This is a genomic window from Streptomyces mirabilis, assembly GCF_039503195.1.
GTDB lineage: Bacteria > Actinomycetota > Actinomycetes > Streptomycetales > Streptomycetaceae > Streptomyces > Streptomyces mirabilis_D.
Map to the genome: position 1 here is coordinate 4202708 of NZ_JBCJKP010000001.1, position 24042 is coordinate 4226749.

At 69.1% G+C, this 24042-nt stretch carries 20 protein-coding genes and 1 pseudogene; 13 read left to right on the top strand and 8 right to left on the bottom strand.

The genetic code is table 11. The features are described 5' to 3' along the window. Positions 1–195: 195 nt before the first annotated feature. The 3 genes from AAFF41_RS19510 to AAFF41_RS19520 all read left to right on the top strand — a co-directional run bounded on the left by AAFF41_RS19510 (position 196) and on the right by AAFF41_RS19520 (position 2247). Positions 196–435, top strand: coding sequence for a hypothetical protein (locus AAFF41_RS19510; RefSeq protein ID WP_343324332.1), 240 nt, complete (start codon positions 196–198; stop codon positions 433–435). Continuing rightward, the gene (drmB, locus tag AAFF41_RS19515; RefSeq protein WP_343324333.1) at positions 432–1160 is read left to right on the top strand and encodes a DrmB family protein; all 729 of its coding nucleotides are present in this window, start codon (positions 432–434) and stop codon (positions 1158–1160) included. Before AAFF41_RS19510 ends, drmB begins: the two co-directional genes overlap by 4 nt. Before the next feature lie 424 nt (positions 1161–1584). Further along, positions 1585–2247: an HAD family hydrolase gene (locus AAFF41_RS19520; RefSeq protein ID WP_343326317.1), complete on the top strand. Its 663-nt coding sequence runs from the start codon at positions 1585–1587 to the stop codon at positions 2245–2247. Here the strand turns inward: AAFF41_RS19520 and AAFF41_RS19525 are convergent. Then, positions 2228–3502, bottom strand: coding sequence for an NsdA family TPR-like regulatory protein (locus tag AAFF41_RS19525; RefSeq protein ID WP_343324334.1), 1275 nt, complete (start codon positions 3500–3502; stop codon positions 2228–2230). The genes AAFF41_RS19520 and AAFF41_RS19525 overlap by 20 nt on opposite strands. Positions 3503–3849: 347 nt before the next feature. Here AAFF41_RS19525 and AAFF41_RS19530 point away from each other — a divergent pair, with 347 nt between their 5' ends. The 5 genes from AAFF41_RS19530 to AAFF41_RS19550 all read left to right on the top strand — a co-directional run bounded on the left by AAFF41_RS19530 (position 3850) and on the right by AAFF41_RS19550 (position 7966). Then, positions 3850–4185, top strand: coding sequence for a hypothetical protein (locus AAFF41_RS19530; protein ID WP_343324335.1), 336 nt, complete (start codon positions 3850–3852; stop codon positions 4183–4185). 226 nt (positions 4186–4411) lie between these two features. Then, on the top strand, positions 4412–4861 hold the full coding sequence (locus AAFF41_RS19535) for a glycine-rich domain-containing protein (RefSeq protein WP_382325662.1): 450 nt from the start codon (positions 4412–4414) through the stop codon (positions 4859–4861). 95 nt (positions 4862–4956) lie between these two features. Then, positions 4957–5358 carry a hypothetical protein gene (locus tag AAFF41_RS19540; RefSeq protein ID WP_095854427.1) on the top strand — a complete coding sequence of 134 codons (402 nt, stop codon included), beginning with the start codon at positions 4957–4959 and terminating at the stop codon, positions 5356–5358. Between the two features lie 66 nt (positions 5359–5424). After that, on the top strand, positions 5425–6030 hold the full coding sequence (locus tag AAFF41_RS19545; RefSeq protein WP_343324336.1) for a DUF5753 domain-containing protein: 606 nt from the start codon (positions 5425–5427) through the stop codon (positions 6028–6030). 580 nt (positions 6031–6610) lie between these two features. Beyond that, entirely contained in the window at positions 6611–7966 is a 1356-nt protein-coding gene (locus AAFF41_RS19550) for an HNH endonuclease signature motif containing protein (protein ID WP_343324337.1), read from the top strand. Positions 7967–7977: 11 nt separating this feature from the next. Here the strand turns inward: AAFF41_RS19550 and AAFF41_RS19555 are convergent, their stop codons facing one another. After that, positions 7978–9144, bottom strand: coding sequence for a hypothetical protein (locus AAFF41_RS19555; protein ID WP_343324338.1), 1167 nt, complete (start codon positions 9142–9144; stop codon positions 7978–7980). Between the two features lie 682 nt (positions 9145–9826). Between AAFF41_RS19555 and AAFF41_RS19560 the strand changes: the two genes are divergently transcribed. Then, positions 9827–13936, top strand: a complete 4110-nt coding sequence (locus tag AAFF41_RS19560) for a discoidin domain-containing protein (protein WP_343324339.1) — start codon at positions 9827–9829, stop codon at positions 13934–13936. Between the two features lie 87 nt (positions 13937–14023). Continuing rightward, positions 14024–14326 carry a hypothetical protein gene (locus AAFF41_RS19565; RefSeq protein ID WP_343324340.1) on the top strand — a complete coding sequence of 101 codons (303 nt, stop codon included), beginning with the start codon at positions 14024–14026 and terminating at the stop codon, positions 14324–14326. An 86-nt stretch (positions 14327–14412) separates the two neighbouring features. Here AAFF41_RS19565 and AAFF41_RS19570 read toward each other — a convergent pair whose 3' ends face one another. Beyond that, positions 14413–15438, bottom strand: coding sequence for a GlxA family transcriptional regulator (locus AAFF41_RS19570; RefSeq protein ID WP_319747714.1), 1026 nt, complete (start codon positions 15436–15438; stop codon positions 14413–14415). A 185-nt stretch (positions 15439–15623) separates the two neighbouring features. Here AAFF41_RS19570 and AAFF41_RS19575 point away from each other — a divergent pair, with 185 nt between their 5' ends. Continuing rightward, positions 15624–16139 (top strand): hypothetical protein, encoded by a 516-nt coding sequence (locus AAFF41_RS19575; protein ID WP_319747712.1) that lies wholly within the window; start codon positions 15624–15626, stop codon positions 16137–16139. 16 nt (positions 16140–16155) lie between these two features. After that, positions 16156–16686, top strand: coding sequence for a levansucrase (locus AAFF41_RS19580; protein WP_319747710.1), 531 nt, complete (start codon positions 16156–16158; stop codon positions 16684–16686). Between the two features lie 90 nt (positions 16687–16776). Here the strand turns inward: AAFF41_RS19580 and AAFF41_RS19585 are convergent, their stop codons facing one another. From AAFF41_RS19585 to AAFF41_RS19595, 3 genes are all read right to left on the bottom strand, one after another. Further along, positions 16777–17274, bottom strand: a complete 498-nt coding sequence (locus AAFF41_RS19585; protein ID WP_343324341.1) for a hypothetical protein — start codon at positions 17272–17274, stop codon at positions 16777–16779. Between the two features lie 99 nt (positions 17275–17373). Beyond that, a complete protein-coding gene (locus AAFF41_RS19590) occupies positions 17374–18750 on the bottom strand; it encodes an MFS transporter (RefSeq protein ID WP_343324342.1) in 1377 nt (458 codons plus the stop codon). Positions 18751–18961: 211 nt separating this feature from the next. Then, on the bottom strand, positions 18962–20389 hold the full coding sequence (locus tag AAFF41_RS19595; RefSeq protein ID WP_319747704.1) for a DUF445 domain-containing protein: 1428 nt from the start codon (positions 20387–20389) through the stop codon (positions 18962–18964). Between the two features lie 283 nt (positions 20390–20672). Between AAFF41_RS19595 and AAFF41_RS19600 the strand changes: the two are divergent. After that, positions 20673–22006, top strand: a pseudogene (locus AAFF41_RS19600) (SGNH/GDSL hydrolase family protein). Positions 22007–22118: 112 nt separating this feature from the next. Here AAFF41_RS19600 and AAFF41_RS19605 read toward each other — a convergent pair. Then, on the bottom strand, positions 22119–23024 hold the full coding sequence (locus tag AAFF41_RS19605; protein WP_319747700.1) for a DUF1707 SHOCT-like domain-containing protein: 906 nt from the start codon (positions 23022–23024) through the stop codon (positions 22119–22121). 10 nt (positions 23025–23034) lie between these two features. Beyond that, positions 23035–24036 (bottom strand): ABC transporter ATP-binding protein, encoded by a 1002-nt coding sequence (locus AAFF41_RS19610; RefSeq protein WP_179858186.1) that lies wholly within the window; start codon positions 24034–24036, stop codon positions 23035–23037. Positions 24037–24042: the final 6 nt, after the last annotated feature.

The window sequence follows — 24042 nt, forward strand, 5'->3', positions numbered from 1 at the left end:
GGTCGCCGCGCGCCGTCGCGTGCGGCCTGACCCCTCGCACCCTCCAGCGCGGTTCCTCCACCATGTGGCAACCGGTACTGAAGTCGGCGCTCTCCATCCCACCGTGGAGCGACGGGCGCGCCGATCCGCTCGCCGAGCACTGGGACGAGCTGCGCAAGCTGAACAGCCGCGCGGAGGTCGAAATGCCTCAAGTTCGTGTTCAAGGGCGAGAGCCCGGTCCCGGTCGACGAGGTGATGGCACTCCTCGACGCTGAACGCGAGGAGGACCCCACCTTCGACCACCGCTACCGTGCCCTGCGCAACAAGGAGTACGAACGGCTCCGCTCCGGGAACGACGAGAGCGAGCGCTCCCGCGACGAACAGTTCATCTGCGAGACCCCGCTCGGCGACTCGGCCCCCTCGGCCCTCTCGGTGTCGCCGGCCCTATGTTGGTGAAGAAACTCCGCGAGGTCCGTGCCCTCAAGGCGTTCACCCGGCTCGCGGACCCCAACTCGACCAACGAGGGCAACGAGGGCAACGAGGCCGCGCTCTCCGCCTCGGAACTGACCTGGCTCCCCGCCATGGAAGTCCGCAGCGAGGGTGTCTTCCTCCGGCTGGTCGACGAACGACTCGACGCCTGGTCACGCGCGACCGCCGTGGCGGCGCGCGCCGAGCGGATACGCACCGCGCGCCGGAGGGTCATGGAGCAGCGCGCAGCCGACCCCACCCGGGTCCCGCCCTCCCCGGCGCCCCCCGGATGGTGCTGCTCCACACCCTGGCCTGTCCTCATCAACGAATGGAGCCTCGACGCCGGCTACCCCGCCGCCGCGCTTCGCGAGCGTCTCTACGCCGACGACGACATGGCAGGGATCCTCGTCTACACCGCGACGAGCGACTCCGTGGGCAGCCTCGGTGGGCTCGTCGCCCAAGGGGAACCGGACCGCCTCGCCCGGACGATCCGCTCGGCTGTGCGTCGCGCCGAGTGGTGTTCCTCCGACCCGCTCTGCGTCGAGTCCGAGGCATCCGGCACCGGCGGCACCAACCTCGCCGCCTGCCACGCCTGCGTGATGCTCCCGGAGACGAGCTGCGAGCACAACAACAGCCTGTTGGACCGTGCGCTGCTCGTCGGTACCCCGGACGATCCTCATCTGGGCTTCTTCGCGAACGTACTGGAGCAGTGACATCCAGCTGACCGTGGGGCACGACACAGATCGGCGCCCTGTACCACGACGTCTCGGTAGGGCCGGGGACTGGCGCGGCAGCTGTAGCTCCCTTTCCAGTCCCCGCCGCGTCACGCCGCGCAGGCCATTCTCTCGCACGTAGCTTTCCGCCCCGCTCGCCGGCCGACATGCGCCGTCGACCTGTGCGCGTCTCCAGTGAAGTAGTAGCCCCAAGCCCGAGGCTCCACCCGCGTTCGCAGAGCGCTCTGGCGCGGACGACGGCGATGAGATGCGGCGCGGTGCGGTGCGGTCACTGTCCGCCGGCGGGCGTGGGCGGACTCGACGCGGTGCTGACGCCGGATGGTCGGGTCAGGCCTCCTTTCCACGACGTGGCGCGCCCAACCTCCCGGCTGGTCTCAGGATGACGCCTCGCTACCCTGCCCCCATGATTCGCGCAGTGGTCTTCGACGTCGGTGAGTGCCTCGTGGACGAGACCCGCGAGTATGGGACCTGGGCCGACTGGCTGGGGGTGCCACGTCACACCTTTCACGCGATGTTCGGGGCTGTCATCGCGCAGGGCCGCGACTACCGGGAGACCTTTCAGGAGTTCGAGCCCGGCTTCGACCTCTACGCGGAACGCGAGAAGCGCGCTGCTGCCGGTCAGCCGGAGACATTCGGCGAAGAGGATCTGTATGTAGATGTCCGTCCGGCTCTCGCCCAGCTCCGTGCCGACGGGCTATGGCTCGGCATCGCGGGCAACCAGACCGTGCGGGCGGGTGGGATTCTGCGGGCGCTCTTCTCCGACGACGTCGACCTGATCGGTACGTCGGACGACTGGGGTGCCAACAAACCCGACCCCGAGTTCTTCAATCGGGTCGCCGCCGTGGTGCCCTTCGCCGTCGACGAGATCCTTTACGTCGGTGATCGATGCGACAACGACATCCGTCCGGCCCGCGAGGCCGGGATGCGCACCGCACTCATGCGTCGCGGGCCGTGGGCCACGGTCCAATGGAACACTCGCGAAGCCAGGGAGCTGCCGACCTTCCGCATCAACAACCTGCTCGAACTAAGCGAACGAATCGGGGAGTTCAACGACCCAGTGCGCTGATGGTCGTCGACCAGTCGTAGAGCCGGTCGTCGAGATCACGAACGCAGGGCTGATGCTGGTGCGGGGTCAGCGTGCGGCGGACCTCGCGTACGCGCTCCATGCCCGTCGCGTACCAGGTGATGGCAAGTTGGTCGAGAGCTCGTCCCGAGTACTCGCACGCCTGCTCCGGGTTTCCGGACGCTGCCTCGACAGCAGCCAGGTCGCCGTAGACGACGGTGCGCTGTTTGTCCTCGCCGGGGGACATCGCGTCCAGGACGCCGAGGAGTGTCTCGCGAGCCTGTGGAAGGTGGCCCGCAATCATCTGGGTGTTTCCCTTGAACGCCGCCAGCCGCGCCGGGGAGAACCAGTCCATCCACTCCGGTGAGGCGTGGTCGTTGCCTGAATGCAGGACGTCCTCGGCGTGCCCGATCAGATGCAGGGCGGTGCGAGCGTTGCCGCACCGGGTCTCACATTCGGCTTCCACCGCGTCCAGCCATGCGAGGAACTCCGCGGAAGCGGGGGCGCGGCGGGCGTACGTGCGTGCCGCGATCATTCGCTCCAATGCCGCGTCACGATCAGCCGCCCAGCCCGGGATGAAGGCCATGTGCGCGATGACCGCCGAGCCGAGCAGCGAATCGTCGGCCTCACCCGCGGCTTGCAGCGCCAGGAGGAGGGTGTCGTTCGCCGTGCTTGGTTGACGGAGGTCGAAGAACTCGATCCGACCTGCGAGGAGGTACGTCTCCGCCAGCGCGGCCGCGACCGTGCGGCGCGTGGAGTCCGTGGTCTCAGGGAGCAACACGCAGCCCAGCGTCGCGTGCGCGATGATGGCGGGGTGCAGCTTGGTCGGTGCGACGGACCAATAGAGCCTGCGGTGGGAGCGCGTCACGGCTTCGAAGTCGAAGCCTGCGGTGGCTGGTTGAGGCGCCGCGACGACGCGTCCGGGTACGGCCGCCAGTCCGAGAACTGCAGCGCCGCCGGTCACCAGCGTGCGCCGGGCGTGGTTCGGCTGAGGTCTGTCCGATCCCCACGGTGGCGTGAAACCAAGTGCCTCCATGCTTTGGCCCAACAGATGTACGAGTACGCGCTGGCAGTCCGGTTGCGGCCAGGGTGCGTTGTCCGACTCCCAACGCCGAACCTGCCGCACGCCGACGGACAGGCCTCGAATACCCATCTGTCTTGCGTTCTCGGTCAGGGCGTCAGCCAAGTCCTGCTGTGAGTTGAATCCAGCGGCTACGCGGGCGGCCTTGAGTCGGACGTTGCCTGTGGGTCGAGGCACGGGACACCTCCTGGTGGCGACTGCTGCAACCTTCCCACAGTAAGTCCGATGTGGGGCGTGCTTTCACTCTCAAGGCGTCATCTAGGTCCTCCCAAAGTCCTATTGGAGGCCTTTCAGAGTCCTCGAAGCAGAGCGACAGTTCATGGACTCTGTGTGACGTACCTGACCACGGACGAAGGCAAGGGCAGGCCATGGACACACAAGAGGCTTTGGACAGAGCGATTACCGAATGGCTCGCGCGAGCGCACCCGGTACCTGAGCAAGCCCGAGCGGAGTGGTCGAATCAAGGCGTAGCACTCTTACCCCTTGGCCGACGGTTCGCCGCAGTTAGGCTGACGGGCGCCCTGGTGCACGCCGCCCTCGACTCGGACGACCCGGGCGTGGTGACCGAGGGCTTGTCTGCGCGACTGCGGGGTCCCGTCATCCACGACCACCGCACCACAGGCCAGACGTATTACGCGCTCATTCAGTGGCATGCCGGTCTGGTCTGGGACTACAACCGCAGTGCGCCGTGCCTGCGAGACGACACCTATCTCGGCGTCCCCCGGATCGATCGTCGAGAACCGCCTGGAACTTACTGGGTCGTTCCACCGCGCTACGACGGCAACCTGTGCAAGCCACAGGCCGTACGAGATCTGGTCGACGCCGGGTACCGGCAGCTCATCGAGTACGCGTCGGCCTGATCCCCGGCCCCACCGCTTCCCGCTGCGCGAAGGGGCTGCGCCATGCGACGCGCGGCGGGCCCGAGTCCCCTGTCTCCGAGCGCACGACAGGCAGTCGGCACTCGAGGAGAGGCCATCCAAAGTTCCCCCACATATGAGGTATTGCCGTGTTCAACACAAGCCCGCCCGAACGGCCGCCCGGTCCGACCCCGCCCAGGGGCAGCACGAGTCCGCAGGAGGCCCAGCGGTGACGACCACCCTTGTGGCCGATCTCGGCGCAGGCACCCGTACCGGCCGCTCCCTAGTCATGGACACCGAGTTCGACATGCTCGCCGCGTTCTGCGCCGACGAGTACGGACTCGAGCGTTGCGTTGCCGACCGCGTCGTCGACCAGGCACTCGCGCTCGTCTACGTGATGGGCTCGACTGGCGAGGGCGCTGCCATGGCCCCATCCCAGCAGGTGGACCCAGGCTGGCACACACTCATCCTGCACACCGACTGGTATGCCGACTGGTGTGACCGGAGCTTCGGCTACTTCTTGCATCACCAGCCGAACAGCAAGACCCGTACTCACGGCCTGATGACGGACGTCGTCAGGAAGCTCCGTGCGGCGGGATTCGACGTCGACGAGCGCTTGTGGGGTACGGCGGCCGACTGCAACCCGCCTGCCTGCTGCGGCGACGGTCCCTGCTGCTGAGCTGCAGTCTCTAACCACTCCCCCTCGCACAGGCGGGTCGGCCTTCTCCTGGGCCGACCCGTCCGCCTTCCTCTGCGTCAGAACGGACTCGCCCCATGCCCCTGACCGAACTCACCGCAACCAGTCGTGTGACCGTCTTCCCTCTGGAGAGCCTCACCATCGCCTACACCACTCAGTCCAGCGATGAGCGGTGTCTAGGTGACATCGGGCTCGTCACTGTCGTCGACGAACAGGGCGACGGCGACGAACTGTGGCGCCTGGCTCGCAAACTCGGTGGGCGCAACTCCGGCGGGGAACAGGCCCGCTGGATCCTGACGCAGGCGAGCCGCGCCCGGACCGTCGCGTCGTACAGAAACCTGCTGGCCGCGACGTGGACGGCGTACATCCGCCGACGCTTCGATCTGGACGCGCTCTTCGCCAATCACGACATCCTGATGACCGGCCGGATCGCGCTGTTGAGCCTCGCTGCGCGGTCGGGGGACGATGCGGTGGCTTGACGAACCACCGCGCCACACCACGTATGAACTCCCCGGATTCACTGTCATCGGCTGAAGGGAGGGGCGGTGACCCATTCCGTCCCGTGGCAACAGCGCCTGTCCAGTGGTACCGAAGATATCCAGGACGAGGTGATCCGCTGGTACCAACAGACTCGGCATGGCAAGGGGTACGTCCCCACGATGATCTGGGGCACCCTCCAGACCGAGGCCTACGCGACTGTGATCCTCCGCCGGGTCGTTGACTTCCTCGGGGTTCCGGACGATGTGCCGGCAGGGGTGGCCAAGCGGATGGAGCGGCAGCAGGTGCTGTACGACGGTGAGCACCACTACGACGTGATCCTCGGCGAACAGGCTCTGTACACGAACATCGGTGGGCCGGAGGTGATGCGCGAGCAGATGGAACGGCTTCTCAGGGATATCGACCTGCCCTCGCTCTCCCTCGGCGTCCTCGCCGCCACCGCCGAGGTGAGCGTGGTCCCCATGCCCGGCTTCAGCATGTACGACGACGCGAGAGTTCACTACGAACTCGTCTCCACCGGTGTGGACGTCACCGAGCCGGATGAACTCGCCCTCCATGACAAGGCCTTCAATGCCCTGAGTAGTGCCGCCTATTACGGCGACCACGCCAAGGATCTGATCACCAAGGCCCTGGTGTTCTGGAGCCACGACTGATCGATCCGTCGCCACGGCGACGATCACGTCGGCTCACGTGACGTTGGCATCAAGGCACCCAAGGCCGCCCGGTTTTGCTGAGTTTGGCGGTTCCGGGGTGAGCGTCAAGAGCGCCCTTCGGGCGTCGGCTGCGCCGATTTCGCTTCGCTCCACTCTTGACCCTCACCCCTCCACCGCGGAGTGCTCTTGGCAGGGCGGCCCGAAAGGGGGCGGCGGGGGAAGCGGGGGTTGGGTTTCTTCGCGTTGCCGGGTGCCGGGAATTTGTGGCTTGTGGGACGCCTGGGCTTTCCGCGCACGCCGGGTTGGCATGACGGCTTCCGGATGGTGGGTGGGACGAGAGCACGTCTGGGGTGGTCCGGGTGGACCAGGACGCCAGTCGTCTGGCGCGGCACCGGTTGCGATGACGCGCTGCGTGGGCTGGCAGCTGGCCAGCGACAGACAGAGTTCCCAGTTCCGAGGTGGATCATTCTGACGGATGAAATGCGGCAATGAGCTGGGATTATCACTCTCCGTGAGCGATAATGGAGGTGTCGGGCCATTGGTGGGTGGGTGAGGTTCGGCGCTCTCATGGGGGACGGGGGTGAGCGCGGTGGCGGTTGTGGTGGAGTCCGAAGTCGATGTGTCGTCTGCGGTGGCAGATGAGTGGATCGCTGAATTGCGGTCGTGCGCGCCTTCGGTGGAGACCCTGGGGTTGCTGGTCGAGTTGGCCGGTGAGCGACTTTCGGCGCGGGGGCGGATTGATGCCCTGGCCGTGTTCGAGAGGCATCTTGCCTGGATTCAGGGGATGCAGGTCGAGGTGTTGGCAGCTATTGGGGATTACACGGATTCTGGGGCCGATGCTGCCGCAGCCGGTGAGGCGTTCGATGCTCGGCTGCTGCGGGAGTGGGATGCCGCGAGTGATGAAGTGGCTTGTGCCGTGCGGCTGGCCGGCGGCACCGCTTCGCGGCGGCTCGATGTGGCGCAGCAGCTGTGCGCTCGGTATCCGGCGACTCTGGAGTTGCTGAAGCGTGGGGAGATCTCTTATCTGCAGGCCGAAGCCGTCACGGAATTGTGTGCGGTTCTCGAGCCGGAGACGGCTGGGCAGGTTGAGGCCGTCGTGGTCGCGAAGATGCCGGAGTTGGCCGTCGGGCAGACGCGGGCCTTGTTGCGTCGGCAGATTCATAAGGCCGATCCTGACGGGGCTGAGGAGCGGCATCGGCGGCGCAAGACGGATCGGGAGACTGTCCTTTATCCGCGAGAGGATGGAATGGCTCTCTTCGGCGCCGTCCTGCCTGCTGAGCAGGCTGCCGAGATGGGACAGGCCGTCGATGCACACGCGGCCACGTTCGACAATGACGGGCGGACTATGGCGCAGAAGCGTGCCGACGCGTTGTACGACCTTGTGGTCAACCGGAACGGTGTGGTGGGAGATTGCGCGAGTCCGGTGCGGGGGCGGGCTGCTGCGGTCGTGCAGGTCACGGTGCCTCTTGATGTTCTGGTGGGGGCCGAGGACGGGCCTGCGGAGCTGAAGGGGTACGGGCCGATCACCGCGGGGCAGGCGCGCGAGATCGCCTTTGCTCCGGGGACGATCTGGCGGAGGCTCATCACCGATCCTGGCAGTGGGCTGCTCGTGAAGGTCGATCCGACCACCTACCGACCCACAGCTGATGCCGAGCGGCAGGTCATTGCCCGCGATCAGTACTGCGCCTTTCCCAGTTGTCGGATGCCTGCGCATCGCTGCGATGTCGATCACGTCGAGCCGTTCGATCACGAGCGTCCTGAAGCGGGTGGGTTGACCATTCCCGACAATCTTCAACCGTTGTGTCGGCGGCATCATCGGCTGAAGACCCACCATCCCGGGTGGAGGGTGACACGAGATCCGCATACCGGGATTGCCAGTTGGACGAGTCCTACCGGGCATACGTACAGGAATGCGCCGCCCGTTTATCGGGAGTGAGTGAGGTTTTCTCACTGACCGACGGTGAGGAACAGAGTTCCGACTAGAACTGACAGGAGGATCTCATAGCCGAGGACGATGCAGGCCAGGGCCAACACTCCCTTCTGCCACAGACGCGGTCCGCGGTAGGGAAGGAGCGGTGGCTGGTCCGAGGGTTGGAGCGCCGCTTCGGTCGGGGGCGTGCCCATCTCCGCGCGGGTGCGCCACCAGTGACGTAGCGTTTCGCTCTTGGCTTCGAACTCCGAGTCCCAGAGCACGCGTCCGACACGCGGTACTGGCAAGGGCGTTCGGCGACTGCTCGCTTCAAGGATGACTAGCCTGCGCCCGCCGCGGTGGCGCTCGACGGCGATCCCTTGAATCTCGTCCCAGGGAACGGTTCGGGGCCGCAGCCCTCGTATGACCAGGTGGTCGGCAGTGAGGATGACGCCTCTGCCGAAGCTCAGGAAGCCCGCGCCCAGCAGCAGCGAGATCGCGACGAGTGCGCCGAGCGTGCGGCCGAGGAGCGACGGGTGATCAGCGCCGGGCCCCTCGGCGAACCCCGCCATCACCGCATCAGCCGCAAGCCAGCCGAGCAGCAGGGCCGTGGGCACCGACCGGCTTGGCGCAGGTCGCATACTCAGTCGCTCGGGCAGCAGGCCGTGGGTATGCCCCCAGGCGCCGAGTTCACCAGCCGTGTCTTCGACTTGGGCCGCGCCGCCGTTGGCAAGCCACCAGCTTCGGATGGTCGCGACCTTGTCGTCAAACCGGCGGTCGCGGGACAGGAAACCGGAGCTGGGCATTCGTAGCGGGGTGCGGCGTCCATCCGTCTCGTAGAGGACCACCCGCCGTCCGCCGGTGAAGGGCTCGACCGCGACCTCGGCCACGTTGGTCCACGGGATGGTCCGGCGGCGCAGGTTGTGGACGACGACCGCCTCAGGGGTCAGGGTTACCCCGACGTAGCGGCTCAGCACCCACAGTTCGAGCGTGAAGAAGAACGGCAGCACCACGGCCAGGACCCACGACTCGAACGGCAGCCCGGGCCGCTGGTGCGCCCACAGCAAGGGGTTCGACAACTGCATCAGCACGGCGGCGCCGAGGATCAGGCCCAGTGGCAGGGACTGCTGCCACGAAGCCCGATAGCGCACTCGGCCGACCATTTCCGACGATTCCGCTCCGCCATTGCGGGCTTCCTGGTTCACAGCTGTTCCACCCCTGCCGCACGAATGACGCGGGGCATCATGCCTGGCCAGGGACTGTTCGCGCAATGGCTGCCGACGGCCCCAGTGCGACAGAGCAACTGGCAGCCAGGGCGAGTACGTGCCTTCTGCTCGTAGCGCCCACGGCGCTACTCCCTCCGGCCGTTCGCTTGGGAGCGCATCTGCCCGGTGTTGCGATCCGGGCCCATGGCCAGGTCGCACTCAGAGACCTGCGCGCACTGGGCGAGCGCACCGCCGCCGAGCGCAAGGAACGCTGGCGCGCACTCGAGCACGTCACGCTCAGCCCGAGCCGGATTGGCGACCTAGCGCGGGCCGCCCTTGTCCACAACGGCAACTGGAAATGATCTCCGGCGGGAAAGCCTCAGTGATCAACCGTTCTGGTTCGCCGGTTCGGCGGGCAGCTTCCAATGGAGGCCGCGCCTTGAGTCGGCACGCCGGAAGTTCCGCGACTTGCTTCATGACTCCCCCGCCCCTGGGGCGACTTGCGCTCAGTGGGCCGTATCGCGGTGGAGCAACAGTGATCGTGTGCGAGGTCTTGACAGGAGCTTGGGCGCGCGGCCACCTTTGGCAACGTTGTCACACCCTCTGGCAACGTTGTCATGCCACGCCTCCGGCGCCTCCGCGTGTTCGTCGGCCGCGCTGTTTTCTGATGGGACTCACGTTCATGGCAGGTCAGTCACATGCGCCGCGGGATCCTTCTGGTCCTTCCCGGCGGTCGGTGGTCACTACGGGTTCGGCTCTCCTCGGCGGGTTCGGTCTAAGCGCTCTGTTCCCGGCGACGAGCACGGCCGCCGGGCGCGGCGACGCGCTCACCGCGGCGGCGTCGTCCGGTGAACTCGCCGCCTACCGCCCCGTCGAGGTCTCCTCGACGGACTACGCGCCGACTCCGGGCGAGTTCGTGGTCGACCGTCTCGCGTCGCCCGGAGTCCGGGGAAGCGGATGGCGTGCGGCGGCGGGGGACGATCCGCAGTGGATCTCGGTCGATCTTCAGGCCGACTGCCAGGTGACGCGGGTCCGGCTCACCTTCGAGGCCGACGCGAGCGATCCGGTTTTCACGCCGCCCGCCACCGGCAACAAGGCGGATGGCACCACCGGCAAGGAGATCCTGTCCAGTTACGCGCTCGCCTTCGTGGTCGAGACGTCCAGGGACGGCAGCTCCTGGACGAGCGTGTACCGCACGACGGCCGGTACGGGTGGGGTGGTGGACATTCCGCTGACCCGGTCCGTGACGGCGCGGTGGGTGCGGATGACGGCTCAGCGGCGGTCCAGTCCCAATCCGCTCGGCTTGAACGGATTCGAGGTGTACGGCACGGCCGGCGGGCGGCGTCCCCCGGTCACCGGCTGGACCGACTGGGGTAGCCACCCCGGCGAGGCTCCCGGGCTGGCTGTCGCGGCGGACGGCACAGTGCCGTTGGAGTCCGGCTGGCGGCTGACCCTGGACGACTGGGCCGACGGCGAGGGTCCCGACCTGTCGAAGCCGACCGTGGACACCAGCGGCTGGCTGCCCGCCACCGTGCCCGGCACGGTCCTCGCCTCACTCGTCGACCAGGGAAAGCTCCCGGACCCGGTCGCCGGCCTGAACAATCTGCACATCCCTGAGGCGCTCTCCCGCCATTCCTGGTGGTACAAGCGTGACTTCGACCTGCCGTCCGGTCTGCGCACCGGCCATGGCCGCAGGGTCTGGCTGGAGTTCGACGGCATCAACCATCAGGCCGACATCTGGCTCAACGGCCACCAGGTGGGTGGGCTCACCTACCCGTTCGCCCGCTCGGCCCATGACGTGACGGAGTGGATCGCCGAGAAGGGCGAGAACGCGCTGGCGGTGAAGATCACGCCGATGCCCGTCCCCGGCAGCCCGGGGGACAAGGGTCCCGCCGGGGAGTCCTGGGTGGACGCGGGCGCGGGTCAGATGAACCTCAACTCGCCCACGTATCTGGCCGCTTCGGGGTGGGACTGGATGCCCGCCGTGCGGGACCGGGCCTCGGGGATCTGGAACCATGTCCGGCTGAGGTCCACGGGGCCCGTGGTCATCGGCGACCCCCGGGTGGACACGGTTCTGCCGGACCTGCCCGACACCTCGGTCGCCGAACTGACCCTCACCGTCCCGGTCCGTAACGCCGACGCGGTCGAGCACACCACGACCGTCTCCGCGTCCTTCGGCGACGTACGTGTCACCAAGGCCGTCACCGTCCCGGCAAGCCGGAGCGTCGACGTCACCTTCGCCCCGGACGCCTTCAGCCGGTTGCGGCTGCGCAACCCCGCACTGTGGTGGCCCAACGGGCTCGGCAGCCCCGCGCTGCACGACCTCACCCTGGCCGCCTCGGTCGACGGGACGGAGAGCGACCGGCGCACCACTCGCTTCGGTATCCGCCAGTTCGGCTACGAGTACGACGTGCCGCTCCCCTTCACCTCGTCCGGCGACGCCTGCACCCAGTCGCTGGAGGTCGGAAGGCAGCAGGCCCGCTATGTACGGGTCAGGTGCCTGACCAGGGCCACCGACTGGGGCAACTCCCTGTGGACCCTGTCCGTGACCGACAGCGGCAGACCGGGTACCGACCTCGCTCTGCACGCGAGCGCCACCTCCTCCACGACGGACGGCGACGACCACGGCCCCGGCAACGTCACCGACGGTGATCCCGGCACCCGCTGGTCCTCGGCCTACCAGGACGATCAGTGGATCCGCGTGGACCTGGGCTCCCAGCAGTCCTTCGACGGCGTCGACCTCGTGTGGGAGCAGGCCTACGCCCGGACGTACGTGGTCCAGGTGTCCACGGACGACTCGACCTGGACGGACGCGAAGTCCGTCGACAACACCGCCGTACCGCTGCCGTTCAACACCGACCGGGCGAGCCTGCAGGTGGAGGACTTCACCGCCCGCACCGCCCGCTTCGTGCGGATCAACTGCGGTGTGCGCCAAACCAGTTGGGGCAACTCCCTCTGGTCCCTTTCGGTGATCGACCGTTCCCGTCCGGGCACCGACCTGGCATTGCACAAGGCGGCCACGGCCTCCACGGAGGAGTCCGACCATCCGGCCGCCGCCGCGACCGACGGCAGCCCCGACAGCCGGTGGTCGTCGCAGTACGAGGACCACCAGTGGATCCAGGTCGACCTCGGCTCCGCCGAGAGTTTCGACCGCGTGGCCATCCTGTGGGAACAGGCCTATCCGAAGACGTACGTCATCCAGGTGTCGGCGGACGGTGACACCTGGACGGATGTGAAGTCCGTGGACAACAGTCCGGTGCCGCTGAAGATCAGTGTGAACGGCGTACGGGTGCTGGCCCGGGGTGGCAACTGGGGCTGGGACGAACTGCTGCGGCGGATGCCGGCCGAGCGGATGGACGCGGCGGTGCGCATGCACCGCGACATGAACTTCACGATGATCCGCAACTGGGTCGGCAGCGTCAACCGCGAGGAGTTCTACGCCAGTTGCGACGAACACGGCATCCTGGTGTGGAACGACTTCCCCAATGCCTGGGGCATGGACCCGCCGGACCATGACGCGTTCAACGCGATCGCGCGCGACACCGTGCTGCGCTACCGCATCCACCCCTGCGTGGTGGTGTGGTGCGGCGCCAACGAGGGCGACCCGCCGGCCGCCATCGACAAGGGCATGCGCGACGCCGTCGAGCAGCAGGCCCCCGGCATCCTCTACCAGAACAACTCCGCCGGAGGCATCATCACCGGCGGCGGCCCCTACAACTGGGTGGAGCCCGAGAAGTACTACGACCCGTCGACCTACGGCAGCAACAGCTTCGGATTCCACACCGAGATCGGCATGCCGGTCGTCTCCACCGCCGAGAGCATGCGCGACCTCGTGGGCGGCGAGAAGGAGTGGCCGATAGGCGGAGCGTGGTACTACCACGACTGGAGTGAACACGGGAATCAGGCTCCGCAGCAGTACCGGGCGGCGATCGAAGCGCGCCTGGGCACCGCGACGGACCTCGACGACTTCGCCGGCAAGGCGCAGTTCGTCAACTACGAGAACGCGCGCAGCATGTTCGAGGCGTGGAACGCCCACCTGTGGGACGACGCCAGCGGCCTCATGCTGTGGATGTCCCACCCCGCCTGGCACAGCACCGTCTGGCAGACCTACGACTACGACTTCGACGTCAACGGCACCTACTACGGTGCCCGCACCGCCTGCGAGCCCCTGCACGTCCAGGCCGACCCGCGGAAATGGCAGCTTCTCGTGGTGAACCACACACGCGGGAAGGTCGAGGGCGCGACCGTCACCGCCCGACTCCATGACCTCGCCGGTCGCCGGATCGGCGGGACCAGGAAAGCCGTGGTCGATGTCGCGTCGGCCTCCACCACACCCGCCTTCGCCGTGGACTGGACCGACGACCTGCCCGATCTGCACCTGCTGCGCCTGACCCTCGAGGACCACGCGGGTCGTACGCTCTCGGCCAACACCTACTGGCGCCATCGGACCCCGGCCGCGATGAAGGCACTCAACGACCTCCCGCGGGTCAGGCTCTCGGCCTCGATCACCCGCGTGTCGCACTCCGGTACCGGTACCGGTACCCGGCGTGAACTGACCGCTGTCGTCAAGAACCGTGGGTCGGCCCTCGCCCCGATGGTCCGGCTGTCGCTGCTGGACGATCACAGCGATGAGCGCGTCCTGCCGACGCTGTACAGCGACAACTACCTCTGGCTGCTGCCCGGCGAGTCGCGGACGGTCACCCTGTCCTGGCCGGCTCACGCGCTGCCGTCGAACCGTCCGGCGCTCAGCGTGTCCGCCTACAACAGTCCCCGCACAGTCGCCCGGGGGTAGGGCGGAGGCAGGGCGGTCGTCGGGCGTCCGTTCGTGCGCGTTAGCCTCGTTTTGTTCGAAAGACGCAGGCAGGAGCGGGAGGCAGCAATGGCGAAGGTACCGGCCGCGGCGGTGGCCGCGGGTGGGCTCATCGGCGGCTACGGCGTGGCCAAGTGGACCAAGAAGCGGCAGCTCGGCGGGGTGGTGCTGGCGGCCGCCGGGGCCACGGCCGCGCAGCAGTGGCGTCGGCAGGCCGGCGGGAAGGCCGCCGGGGCGCTGACCGTCGCGTACGTCGCCGCCTTCGCGGGGTCCCACCCGCTGGCCAAGAAGGTGGGCGCCTGGCCCTCCGTGTTCGGCGTCGCCGGTGCCGTGGCCCTCGCCTCGTGGGCCGTGGCCGACCGGCGGGCCTGAGCAAGCGCAGAGCACCACGGGCTCGAGGGCTTGAGGGCTTGAGGGCTTGAGGGCTTGAGGGCTTGAGGGCTTGAGAGTCTGAGGGCCTACGAGGCCGCGGCAGCGGACAGGGATTCCGGGACCGGGACTGAGGTGGGGACCGGGACCGGAACCGGAGTCGGTCCCGGGCTCTGGAACGCCCGGCGGTACGCGTACGGGCTCGTTCCCACCACCCGTTTGAACCGCTCCCGGAACGCCGTCGGTGAGCCGAACCCCGCCTGGGTCGCGATGCGTTCGACCGGGTACGTGGTCGTCTCCAGGAGGTACTGGGCGCGGCGGACCCGGGCGCGGTGCAGCCACTGGAGCGGTGTGGTGCCGGTCTGATCGCGGAAGCGGCGGTTGAGCGTACGGGTGCTCATGCCGGCGTGGGCGGCGATGTCCTCCAGGGTCAGCTCGCGCTCCGCGTTCTCCTCCAGCCAGGCGAGGAGGGGCTCCATCGTGGTGCCGGCCGGTACCGGGGGCTGGTCGTGGATGATGAACTGGGCCTGGCCGCCCTCCCGTTCGAGCGGCATGACCGACATCCGGGCCGCATGCGCGGCGACCGCCGAACCGTGGTCGTTGCGGATCATGTGCAGGCACATGTCGAGGGCGGCGGCCGCGCCCGCCGAGGTGAGGAACTGGCCGTTGTCGACGTAGAGGACGTTCGGGTCGACGGTCACGGCGGGGTATCTGGCCGCCAGGTTCTGCGCCGCGACCCAGTGGGTGGTGGCGCGCAGCCCGTCCAGCAGGCCGGTGGCGGCGAAGACGAAGGCGCCCACGCAGATCGAGGCGATCCGGGTGCCGTTCGCGGCCGCCGCGCGCAGCGCCTCCGTCACACCCGGCGGGAGCGGGGCGGCCGGGTTCGCGACGCCGGGCAGGATGATCGTGTCGGCCTCGGCCAGCGCCTCCAGACCATAGGGGGCGCGGATCGTGAACGGGCCCGCGCTCACCTCCTCGTCCGCCGTCGGCGAGCAGACCCGGATCCGGTAGGGCTCCCGGCCGTCCGGCAGCCGGGCCCAGCCGAAGGTGTCGATCGGGGCGGAGAGGTCGAACGGGATGACCTGGTCGAGCGCCAGTACGGCCACGGTGTGCATGGCCAGAGCGTAGGCACACGGCGGATTGTGGCCAAGGGGGGATCGTGGCCTCGGAGGGCGCCTAGAGCGTCGTAGGGCTGCGTTCGGGGTGCCTCCGGCCTGTGGTGCGGCGGGTGGCGAGAATCCGTTGGACCCTGGCAGAAGTGCCGCTTCTGCAAGATCGCGCGCGGCCCTAGCGTCAGCCCGTGAACACGTTCCTTCTCGCCGTGCACGTCCTCGCCGCGATCGTCGCCGTCGGGCCCGTCACCGTCGCCGCCAGCATGTTCCCGCCCAGCGCGCGCAACGCACTCGCCGAGCCGGGAGACGCCCGGGCCCTCTCCACCGTGCGGGTGCTGCACCGCATCTGCCGTGTGTACGCGACGGTCGGCGTCGCCGTGCCCGTGTTCGGGTTCGCCACGGCCAAGAACATGGGCGTGCTCGGCGACACCTGGCTGATCGTCTCGATCGCGCTGACGGCCCTGGCCGCCGTCGTCCTCGCCGCGCTGGTCCTGCCCCGGCAGACCGCGCTCATGGAGGGCATGGAGGAGTCCATAGAGGACGGCGTGGAGGGAGGCGGGCAGGGTGCGGCGTACGCCGGAGCGAGCCGTGTCGGCCCGCGGGACACCGCCCGGCTCGCCATGTTCACCGGGCTCTTCAACCTCCTCTGGGCCACCGTCACGATCCTGATGATTGTCCGACCGGGGTCCACCACGGGCGCCTAGCCCTAGGATCCGGCTCATGCATGAACAGGTGTACGGACCACACGATCCGTCGACGCCCCCGGCCCCGACGGCCTACCTCGCCACCCTGGAGGGCCGGCTGACGGCCGACGGATGCGCCACCCGCTGGGAGGACTGGGCCGGGGTGCCCGTGCTGGTGGGGCGACGGTCGGACTTCCGGCTGCGCTGGATGGCGACGAAGCTCCATCTGTTCACCGTGGCCGCGGCGGTTCCGGAGATCACCGTGCCCGTCGTCGAGGGCTTCACCGAACAGGTGACGAAGTACGCCAAGGACACCAAGGGCGGCCTGCCCGTCGGTCTGCAGAACGGGGTCGGCGCCTTCCCCGTCCTCGTCAGCGACCGCGTCGACCCGGCCGCCGTGCGGTGGGCGGAGGAGCGCCAGCGCGTCCGGTTCGCCTGTATGACACGGCCCGTCGTGGTCGACAGCTCCCGCCCGTACGTGGGCATGTATCGCGGCAAGCCGGCCCTCGGGCGCGTCTACGCCACGTACTTCATCGAGAAGGGCTCGCGGTACTTCTACGGTCCGTGAATCGTCGCTCCCACGGCCCATGGATCATCACTTCATCGGTCCGCGAACGTCGCTTCAACGGTCGTCCGTGAGTCCTCCCCCGCCGGACGTTCACCACCACCGGGCGAGGCTGAGCGCCTCGTCCGACGAGTCCCAGGAGTCGCCGGAGCCCGAGGAACCCGCCCAGTCCGCCGCCCGGTACCGCCTCGCCACCGCCGTCGCGACCAGCACCCCCGCCGCGACCACCAGCGTGAAGAACGCCCAGGTCAGCGGCCAGACCGCCGCGTCCGGGGGCTCCGGGTGGGAGTGGAAGGAGATGTACATGAGTGCTGCCGGTGGTCCCGCCACCAGCAGTAGGGGCCAGGCCAGCGCGTCCCGGCGGCCGAGGTAGGCGGCCAGGAACAGCAGGACCACGCCGAGGAGGACGGCGCCGAGGACGGTCACCGAGGTCGTTTCGGTGATCGACCCGGTCGCCCCGGGGCGGTTGCGCAGGTCCCAGGGGAGGCAGAGGAGGTACGCCGCACCGGAGAGGGCGGCGCCGAGCACGCGCGTCAGCCAGCGTTCCGGCCAGGGGCGCGTTCGCAGAGGGCCTAACAGCTTCTCGGTCATGCGTACGAGGGTTGCCGCCCGGGCGGCGGCCCGACAGAGTACGCGTACTCAGGTTCCCGTACTCAGTTCCCGGACTCGACCCGAACTCCGTTCCCGTGCTCAAGAGTCGGCGGGTGCCACCGTCGACATCGGGGCCGCGATGTCCTCCAGCGAGCGCCGTTCGGCGTTCACCGCCAGGAACGCGGCGACCAGGCCCGCCGCGCACATCAGGCCCGCGCCGATCTGGAAGGCCAGCACGGTGTCGCCGACCACGCCGGACTGGGTGAGGTCCGCGAAGACCAGCGGTCCGCTGATGCCGCCGGCCGCCGTGCCGATGGCGTAGAAGAAGGCGATGGCCATCGCGCGGGTCTCCATGGGGAAGATCTCGGAGACCGTGAGGTAGGCGCTCGACGCGCCCGCCGAGGCGAAGAAGAGGGCCACGCACCAGCAGGCCGTCAGGGTCACCGCGCTCAGCGAACCCCGGCCGAACAGCCAGGCGGTGCCGAACAGCAGCAGCCCGGAGAGCAGATACGTCGACGCGATCATCCGGCGGCGGCCGACCGTGTCGAAGAGCTTGCCGAGCAGCAGCGGGCCGAGGAAGTTGCCGAGGGCGATCACGGCGAAGTAGTAGCCGGTGGCGCCCGTCGGGACGTCGTAGAACTTGGTCAGGATCGCGCCGAAGCCGAAGGTGATCGCGTTGTAGAGGAACGCCTGGCCGATGAAGAGGGAGAGGCCGAACACGGCGCGCTTGCGGTAGGTCGCGAGGACCGTGCGGGCGATGGCGAGGAAGCCGACGGTCTTGCGCTGGTGGAGGGTGATCTCCCCGGCGGGGGGAGGCAGTTCGCGGCCGCCGAGGTCGGCGCGGACCCGTTCCTCCACCGACGCCACCAGGTGCTCGGCCTCCTCCTGCCTGCCGTGGATGAGCAGCCATCGTGGGCTCTCCGGGACATTGCGGCGTACGACGAGGATGGCCAGGCCGAGGACCACGCCGAGGGCGAAGGTCAGCCGCCAGCCGATGTTCGCCGGGAAGAAGGCGGTGTCCAGCGCGACGATCGACAGCAGGGAGCCGCCGATCGCGCCCAGCCAGAAGCTGCCGTTGATGATCAGGTCGACCCGGCCACGGTAGTGGGAGGGGATCAGCTCGTCGATCGCGGAGTTGATGGCCGCGTACTCGCCGCCGATGCCGAAGCCCGTGAGGAAGCGGAAGGTGAAGAACCACCAGGGCTCGAAGGAGACGGCGGTCAGGGCCGTGGCCCCCAGATACACCGCCAGGGTGACCATGAACAGTTTCTTGCGGCCGAAGCGGTCGGTGAGGCGGCCGAAGAACAGCGCCCCGACGCACGCGCCGGCGACATAGAGGGCGGCCGCGGTGCCGGTGACCTGCGCCGAGGTGATCGGCAGGCCGCTGCCGGGCTCGGAGAGGCGTCCGGCGATGTTGCCGACGATCGTTACTTCCAGACCGTCGAGGATCCACACCGTGCCGAGGCCGATCACCACGGTCCAGTGCCAGCGTGACCACGGGAGGCGGTCAAGACGGGCGGGAACGGCGCTGGTGACCCGGCCCCCGGCTTGATCCCGGCCTTCCCCCGACCCTTTTCCTCAACGGCGGACATGAGGCTCCCTCCTCGTCGAGCGGCGCCTGCCCGGGTTCCCTCCGGAGCACGGCCTACGCCCGCCCGAGTGCGATCACGCCCTCCCGAGAGGGGATCTACGCCCCCACGATCCGCGACACCGTATAGATCAGCAACCCGGCCAACGAGCCCACCACCGTGCCGTTGATCCGGATGAACTGCAGGTCACGGCCGATGTGGGCCTCGATCTTCCTGGTGGTGTGCTCGGCGTCCCAGCCGGCCACCGTGTCGGTGATGAGGGAGGTGATCTCGGTCCGGTACGTCGTCACGACGTACACCGCCGCGCCCTCGACCCACCGGTCGACCTTGGCCTGGAGCTTGGGATCGGTGGCCATGCGGGCGCCCAACGAGAGCAGGGAGGCCCGCACGCGCAGCCGCAGCTCACTGCGCTCGTCCTCGGCGGCGGACACGATCATGGACCGTACGGCCGTCCAGGCGGAGGCGATCAGGTCCTGGACCTCGCCGCGGCCGAGCACCTCGCCCTTCAGGCGCTCCACGCGCGCGCGGGTGTCGGTGTCGGACTGGAGGTCGGAGGCGAAGTCGGTGAGGAAGCGGTCGAGGGCGCCGCGGGCCGGATGGGAGGGGGCGTCGCGCATCTCGGTGACGAAGCGGAGCAGCTCCTTGTAGACCCGCTCGCCGACCTTCTTGTCGACGAAGCGCGGGGTCCAGCCGGGCGCGCCGCCCTGGATCGCGTCCATGACCTGCTCGTCGTGGAGCACCAGCCAGTCGTGGGCGCGGATGCAGACCAGGTCCACGACCCGCTTGTGGCCGCCGTCCCCGACGATCTTCTCCAGCATCTTCCCTATGCCGGGCGCGATCTCCTGGGCGTCGGCGCGGCGGGTGATCGCCTCTCCGACCACCGCCTGCACGTCGGAGTCGCGCAGCACGGTCAGGGCGCCTCTGAGCGCGGCGGCGAGCTCGGCGGTGACCCGGTCGGCGTGCTCCGGTTCAGCGAGCCAGGCACCGAGACGGCTGCCGATGCCCACGGCGCGCAGGCGCTGTCGTACGACCTCGGAGGAGAGGAAGTTCTCGCCGACGAACTCGCCGAGCGAGACGCCCAGCTGGTCCTTCTTGGTGGGGATGATCGCGGTGTGCGGGATGGGCAGGCCGAGCGGGTGGCGGAAGAGGGCGGTGACCGCGAACCAGTCGGCGAGCGCGCCGACCATGCCGGCCTCGGCGGCCGCCGCGACATAACCGGCCCAGGGTCCGGCGCCCTCGTGGGAGGCCCATGTCGCGAGGACGTACACGACGGCGACGAAGAGCAGCAGGCCGGTGGCCGTCAGTTTCATCTGGCGGACACCGCGGCGCTTCTCCTCGTCGGCGGGGCTGAACGAGGTCATCGCGCGGTTCGTCGGACCGGGGGCGGTTGTCGTGTGCCGCTCCCGGCCGGGGCCGGTCGTCGTGCGTTCGGCCTGGTCGACGGCGGTCGTCGCGCGGTTGCCGGGGGCGCCGGGCCGGGCGGACTGCTCTTCGGTGCCCGCGTCTTCCGGTTCTGTTCGTTCCATTCACTCCACCCGTTCGCCGAGCCGTCCGAGGGCTCCGTACACATTGTCCCTTCCTGACCGACTCCCGGAACGGAACAGGAGTTCCCTGCGTCTGTTCGGACGGGGGAACTCAGGTGAGTCCTGGGGCCGTCTCGGGGGCGTCTCAGGGGCACCTCCGGGGCGTCTCCGGGGCGTTCGAGGCCGCGGAGGGGGGTCCCGTCGTTTCCCTCCCCACCGTGTACCCCATGATGTGATCATCACTTCGGAGCCTCGGGCTCCCCTCGCCCGAGGAGACACGCACCGCATGACCAAGCGTCATGGTTATGCCCTGCTGGCCGCCGTCATCGCCATGATCGTGGCCATATCCGGAGCCATATACGTGGGTGTCGCCGCCGACGACGGCACCGGCGGCACCCGCAACGCCACCGCCGACAACCGCGCCCCGCGCGACTCGGCCGCCCCCGCCTCCGTCGGCACCTGGGTCGGCACCTGGTCGGCCTCCCCGCCGGAGCCGAGCCCGGCACCGAGACGAACGGCATGGCGGGCCGCTCCCTGCGCAACGTCGTGCACACGGACGTCGGCGGCACCGAAGCCCGCATCACCCTGTCCAACCTCTACGGACAGCAGCCGCTGAACATCACGCACGCCTCGCTCGCCGTCGCCGCGGCCGAGAACGACGCGGCGGCGGTGGCCGGCACCATGCGCCGCCTCACCTTCTCCGGCAGCACCGCCGTGGCCGTCCCGGCCGGACAGCAGATCATGAGCGACGCCGTGCGCGTGCGCGTCCCGCGCGACTCCGACGTCCTCGTGACCACGTACTCCCCGACCCCGTCCGGCCCGGTCACCTACCACCCGTACGCACGGCAGATCTCCTACGCCGCCCGGGGCGACCGCACCGAGGACGTGACCGCCACCGCGTACACCGAGCAGACCCCGCGTTGGCGCTACCTCACCGCGCTCGACGTACTGAGCCACGAATCCGTCGGCACCGTCGTCGCCCTGGGCGACTCGATCACCGACGGCATCACCTCCACGGAGGGCGCCAACCGCCGCTGGACGGACGTCCTCGCCGACCGGCTGCGCGCCGCGGCCGGCACCGGGGACGTCCCTCGCTACAGCGTCGTCAACCAGGGCATCAGCGGCAACCAGGTCCTGGCCGAAGGCCTCGGCCGGCCCGCCGACAACCCGAGCGGCCTGAACCGTCTCGGGCGCGACGTGCTCGGCCGTACGCACGTCAAGGCCGTCGTCATCGACCTCGGCGTCAACGACATCCTGCGCAACCAGGGCGAGGTCGATCCGGTGACCGTCACCGACGGGCTGCGGGAGATGGTGCGGCGGGCGCATGCGCGCGGGCTGCGGGTCGTCGGGGCGACGCTGATGCCCTTCGGGGGGCACCGCGGGTACTCGCGCTCGCGTGACGCCGTACGCCGGGCCGTCAACGCGGAGATCCGGGCGGGGAAGGTCTACGACGCCGTCGTCGACTTCGACGAGGCGTTGCGGGATCCCTACGATCCGCGGCGGCTGCGGGCCGATTACGACTCCGGGGACCATCTGCACCCCAGTGACAAGGGGTACAGGCGGATGGCGGAGGTGTTCGAGCTCGGGGATCTGAAGGGGGCGGCGCCTGCGGAGCTGTAGGGTCCGGTCGTTTTTCGGCTGCGGCAGCGCTGTGGCTGGTCGCGCCCACGTGGCGGAGCCGCACGATGTCACAGCCTCGCGCCCCTTACGGGTCGCTCCACTCGGCCGGAGACTAATAGCCTCCGTGCCTCCGCCGATGCCGCTCGTCCCTGCGCTCCCGGTGCCGTTCCCGGCGCTCCTCCTGGCGCTCCCTGCGTTCCTCGTGGCGTTCGCGGATGAGGTCGTGGGCGTCGTCGAGGGCGTCGAACATGTCGCCGAGGCCGTCCCGCCGTGAACCCTCCAGTTCCTTGCGGGCGCTCTTGCGCTCCAGCTTCTCCTGGCGGCGCTCCTCCTTCAGGCGCAGCCGCTCGGCACGGGTCAGCTTGCGCTCCACGCCGACGCCACCCCAGAAGGCGAAGCCCGTGACGATCACGCGCGGGGCGCCCGGGTCCCCGGCACGCCCCTCCTCGCGGTGGTCGAAGCCGCCCATGATGCCGATGCCGCGGACGACGACCTCGACGCCGGGCGGCACGATGACGTTCACGCCGCCCATGACGGCGACGACGTTGACGACGACCTCGCGGTCCGCGAAGTTCGCCTCGCGCAGGTCGATCTCACCGCCGCCCATGAAGGCGACGGAGTTGAAGCGCCTGGGGACCGTCCAGCGGCCCTTGCGCTCGAAGCCCGACAGGATCGCGACACCCCACGAGGACGAGCCCTCGCCGCCGACGATCCGCCCCGCCCAACTCCCGCTCTCCTCGGGCTGCTTGACCATGGACACCGGGGCCACGGCGTGCACGTCCGGCAGATCGCGGGTGAGCGGCGCCAGTTCCCTGTACGTCCGTGCCTTGAACGCCGCTTCCAGCCGCTCCTCGAACTCCTCCATGTCGAGGCGGCCCTCCGCGAGGGCGTCCCGCAGCTGTTCGGCGACTCGTTCACGATCGGCGTCGGAGGCCCGCAGTTCCGGGCTCGGGGATCCGGGGTCCGGCGGCGTCGGTCGCTGGTCGTCGCTTCCCCTGGAAGGCGCATCCTCGGTCATGGGACTCAGCCTACGAGAGAGCCTTCTCCGCGTACATGCGGCTGATGACCGCCTCGATGTCCGGCTCCCGCACCGAGAGGTCCACCAGGGGGAACTCGGCCGCGATCCGCGCCACCAGCTCCGCCGCCGACGCCGCCGCGGGGAAGGCGAGCCACTGCCGGGGCCCCTCCACCTTCACCACCCGCGCCGAGTCCACCTCGATCGGCGGGAGCTCCCGCTCCAGGTCGACCACGAGGGTCCGCTCGCTCTCCCCCACCTCGTGCAGCCCGGTCAGCGGACCGTCGTACATCAGCCGCCCGTGGTCGATGACCATCACCCGCCGGCACAACTGCTCGATGTCGGTGAGGTCGTGCGTGGTCAGCAGCACCGTCGTGCCGCGCTCGGCGTTCAGGTCCCGCAGGAAGGAACGGACCTTGGCCTTGCTGATCACATCGAGGCCGATGGTGGGTTCGTCGAGGTAGAGGACCTCGGGGTCGTGCAGCAGCGCCGCCCCGATGTCGCCGCGCATCCGCTGCCCCAGCGAGAGCTGGCGCACCGGCACGTCCAACAGGGCTTCCAGGTCGAGGAGTTCGACACAGCGGTCGAGGTTCTCGCGGTAACGGGCGTCCGGGATCCGGTACATGCGGTGCATCAGCCGGTAGGAGTCGATCAGCGGAAGGTCCCACCACAGGGTCGTACGCTGCCCGAAGACGACCCCGATGCGCCGCGCGAGCCGGGTCCGCTCGCGGGAGGGGTCGATGCCCGCCACCCGCAGCCGGCCGGCGCTCGGCGTGAGGATGCCGGTGAGCATCTTGATGGTGGTCGACTTGCCCGCGCCGTTCGGGCCGATGTAGCCGACCATCTCACCGCGCGCCACGGTGAAGGACAGGGAGTCCACGGCCCGCACCTGGCGCCGTTCGCTGCGCAGGAAGCCGGTCTTCTTGCGGACGTCGAAGACCTTCTCGACGCCGTCGAGTTCGATGAAGTCGCCCACCGGATCCCTGACCGGGTCCGTCATCAGGCCTGTTTCCATGTCGGT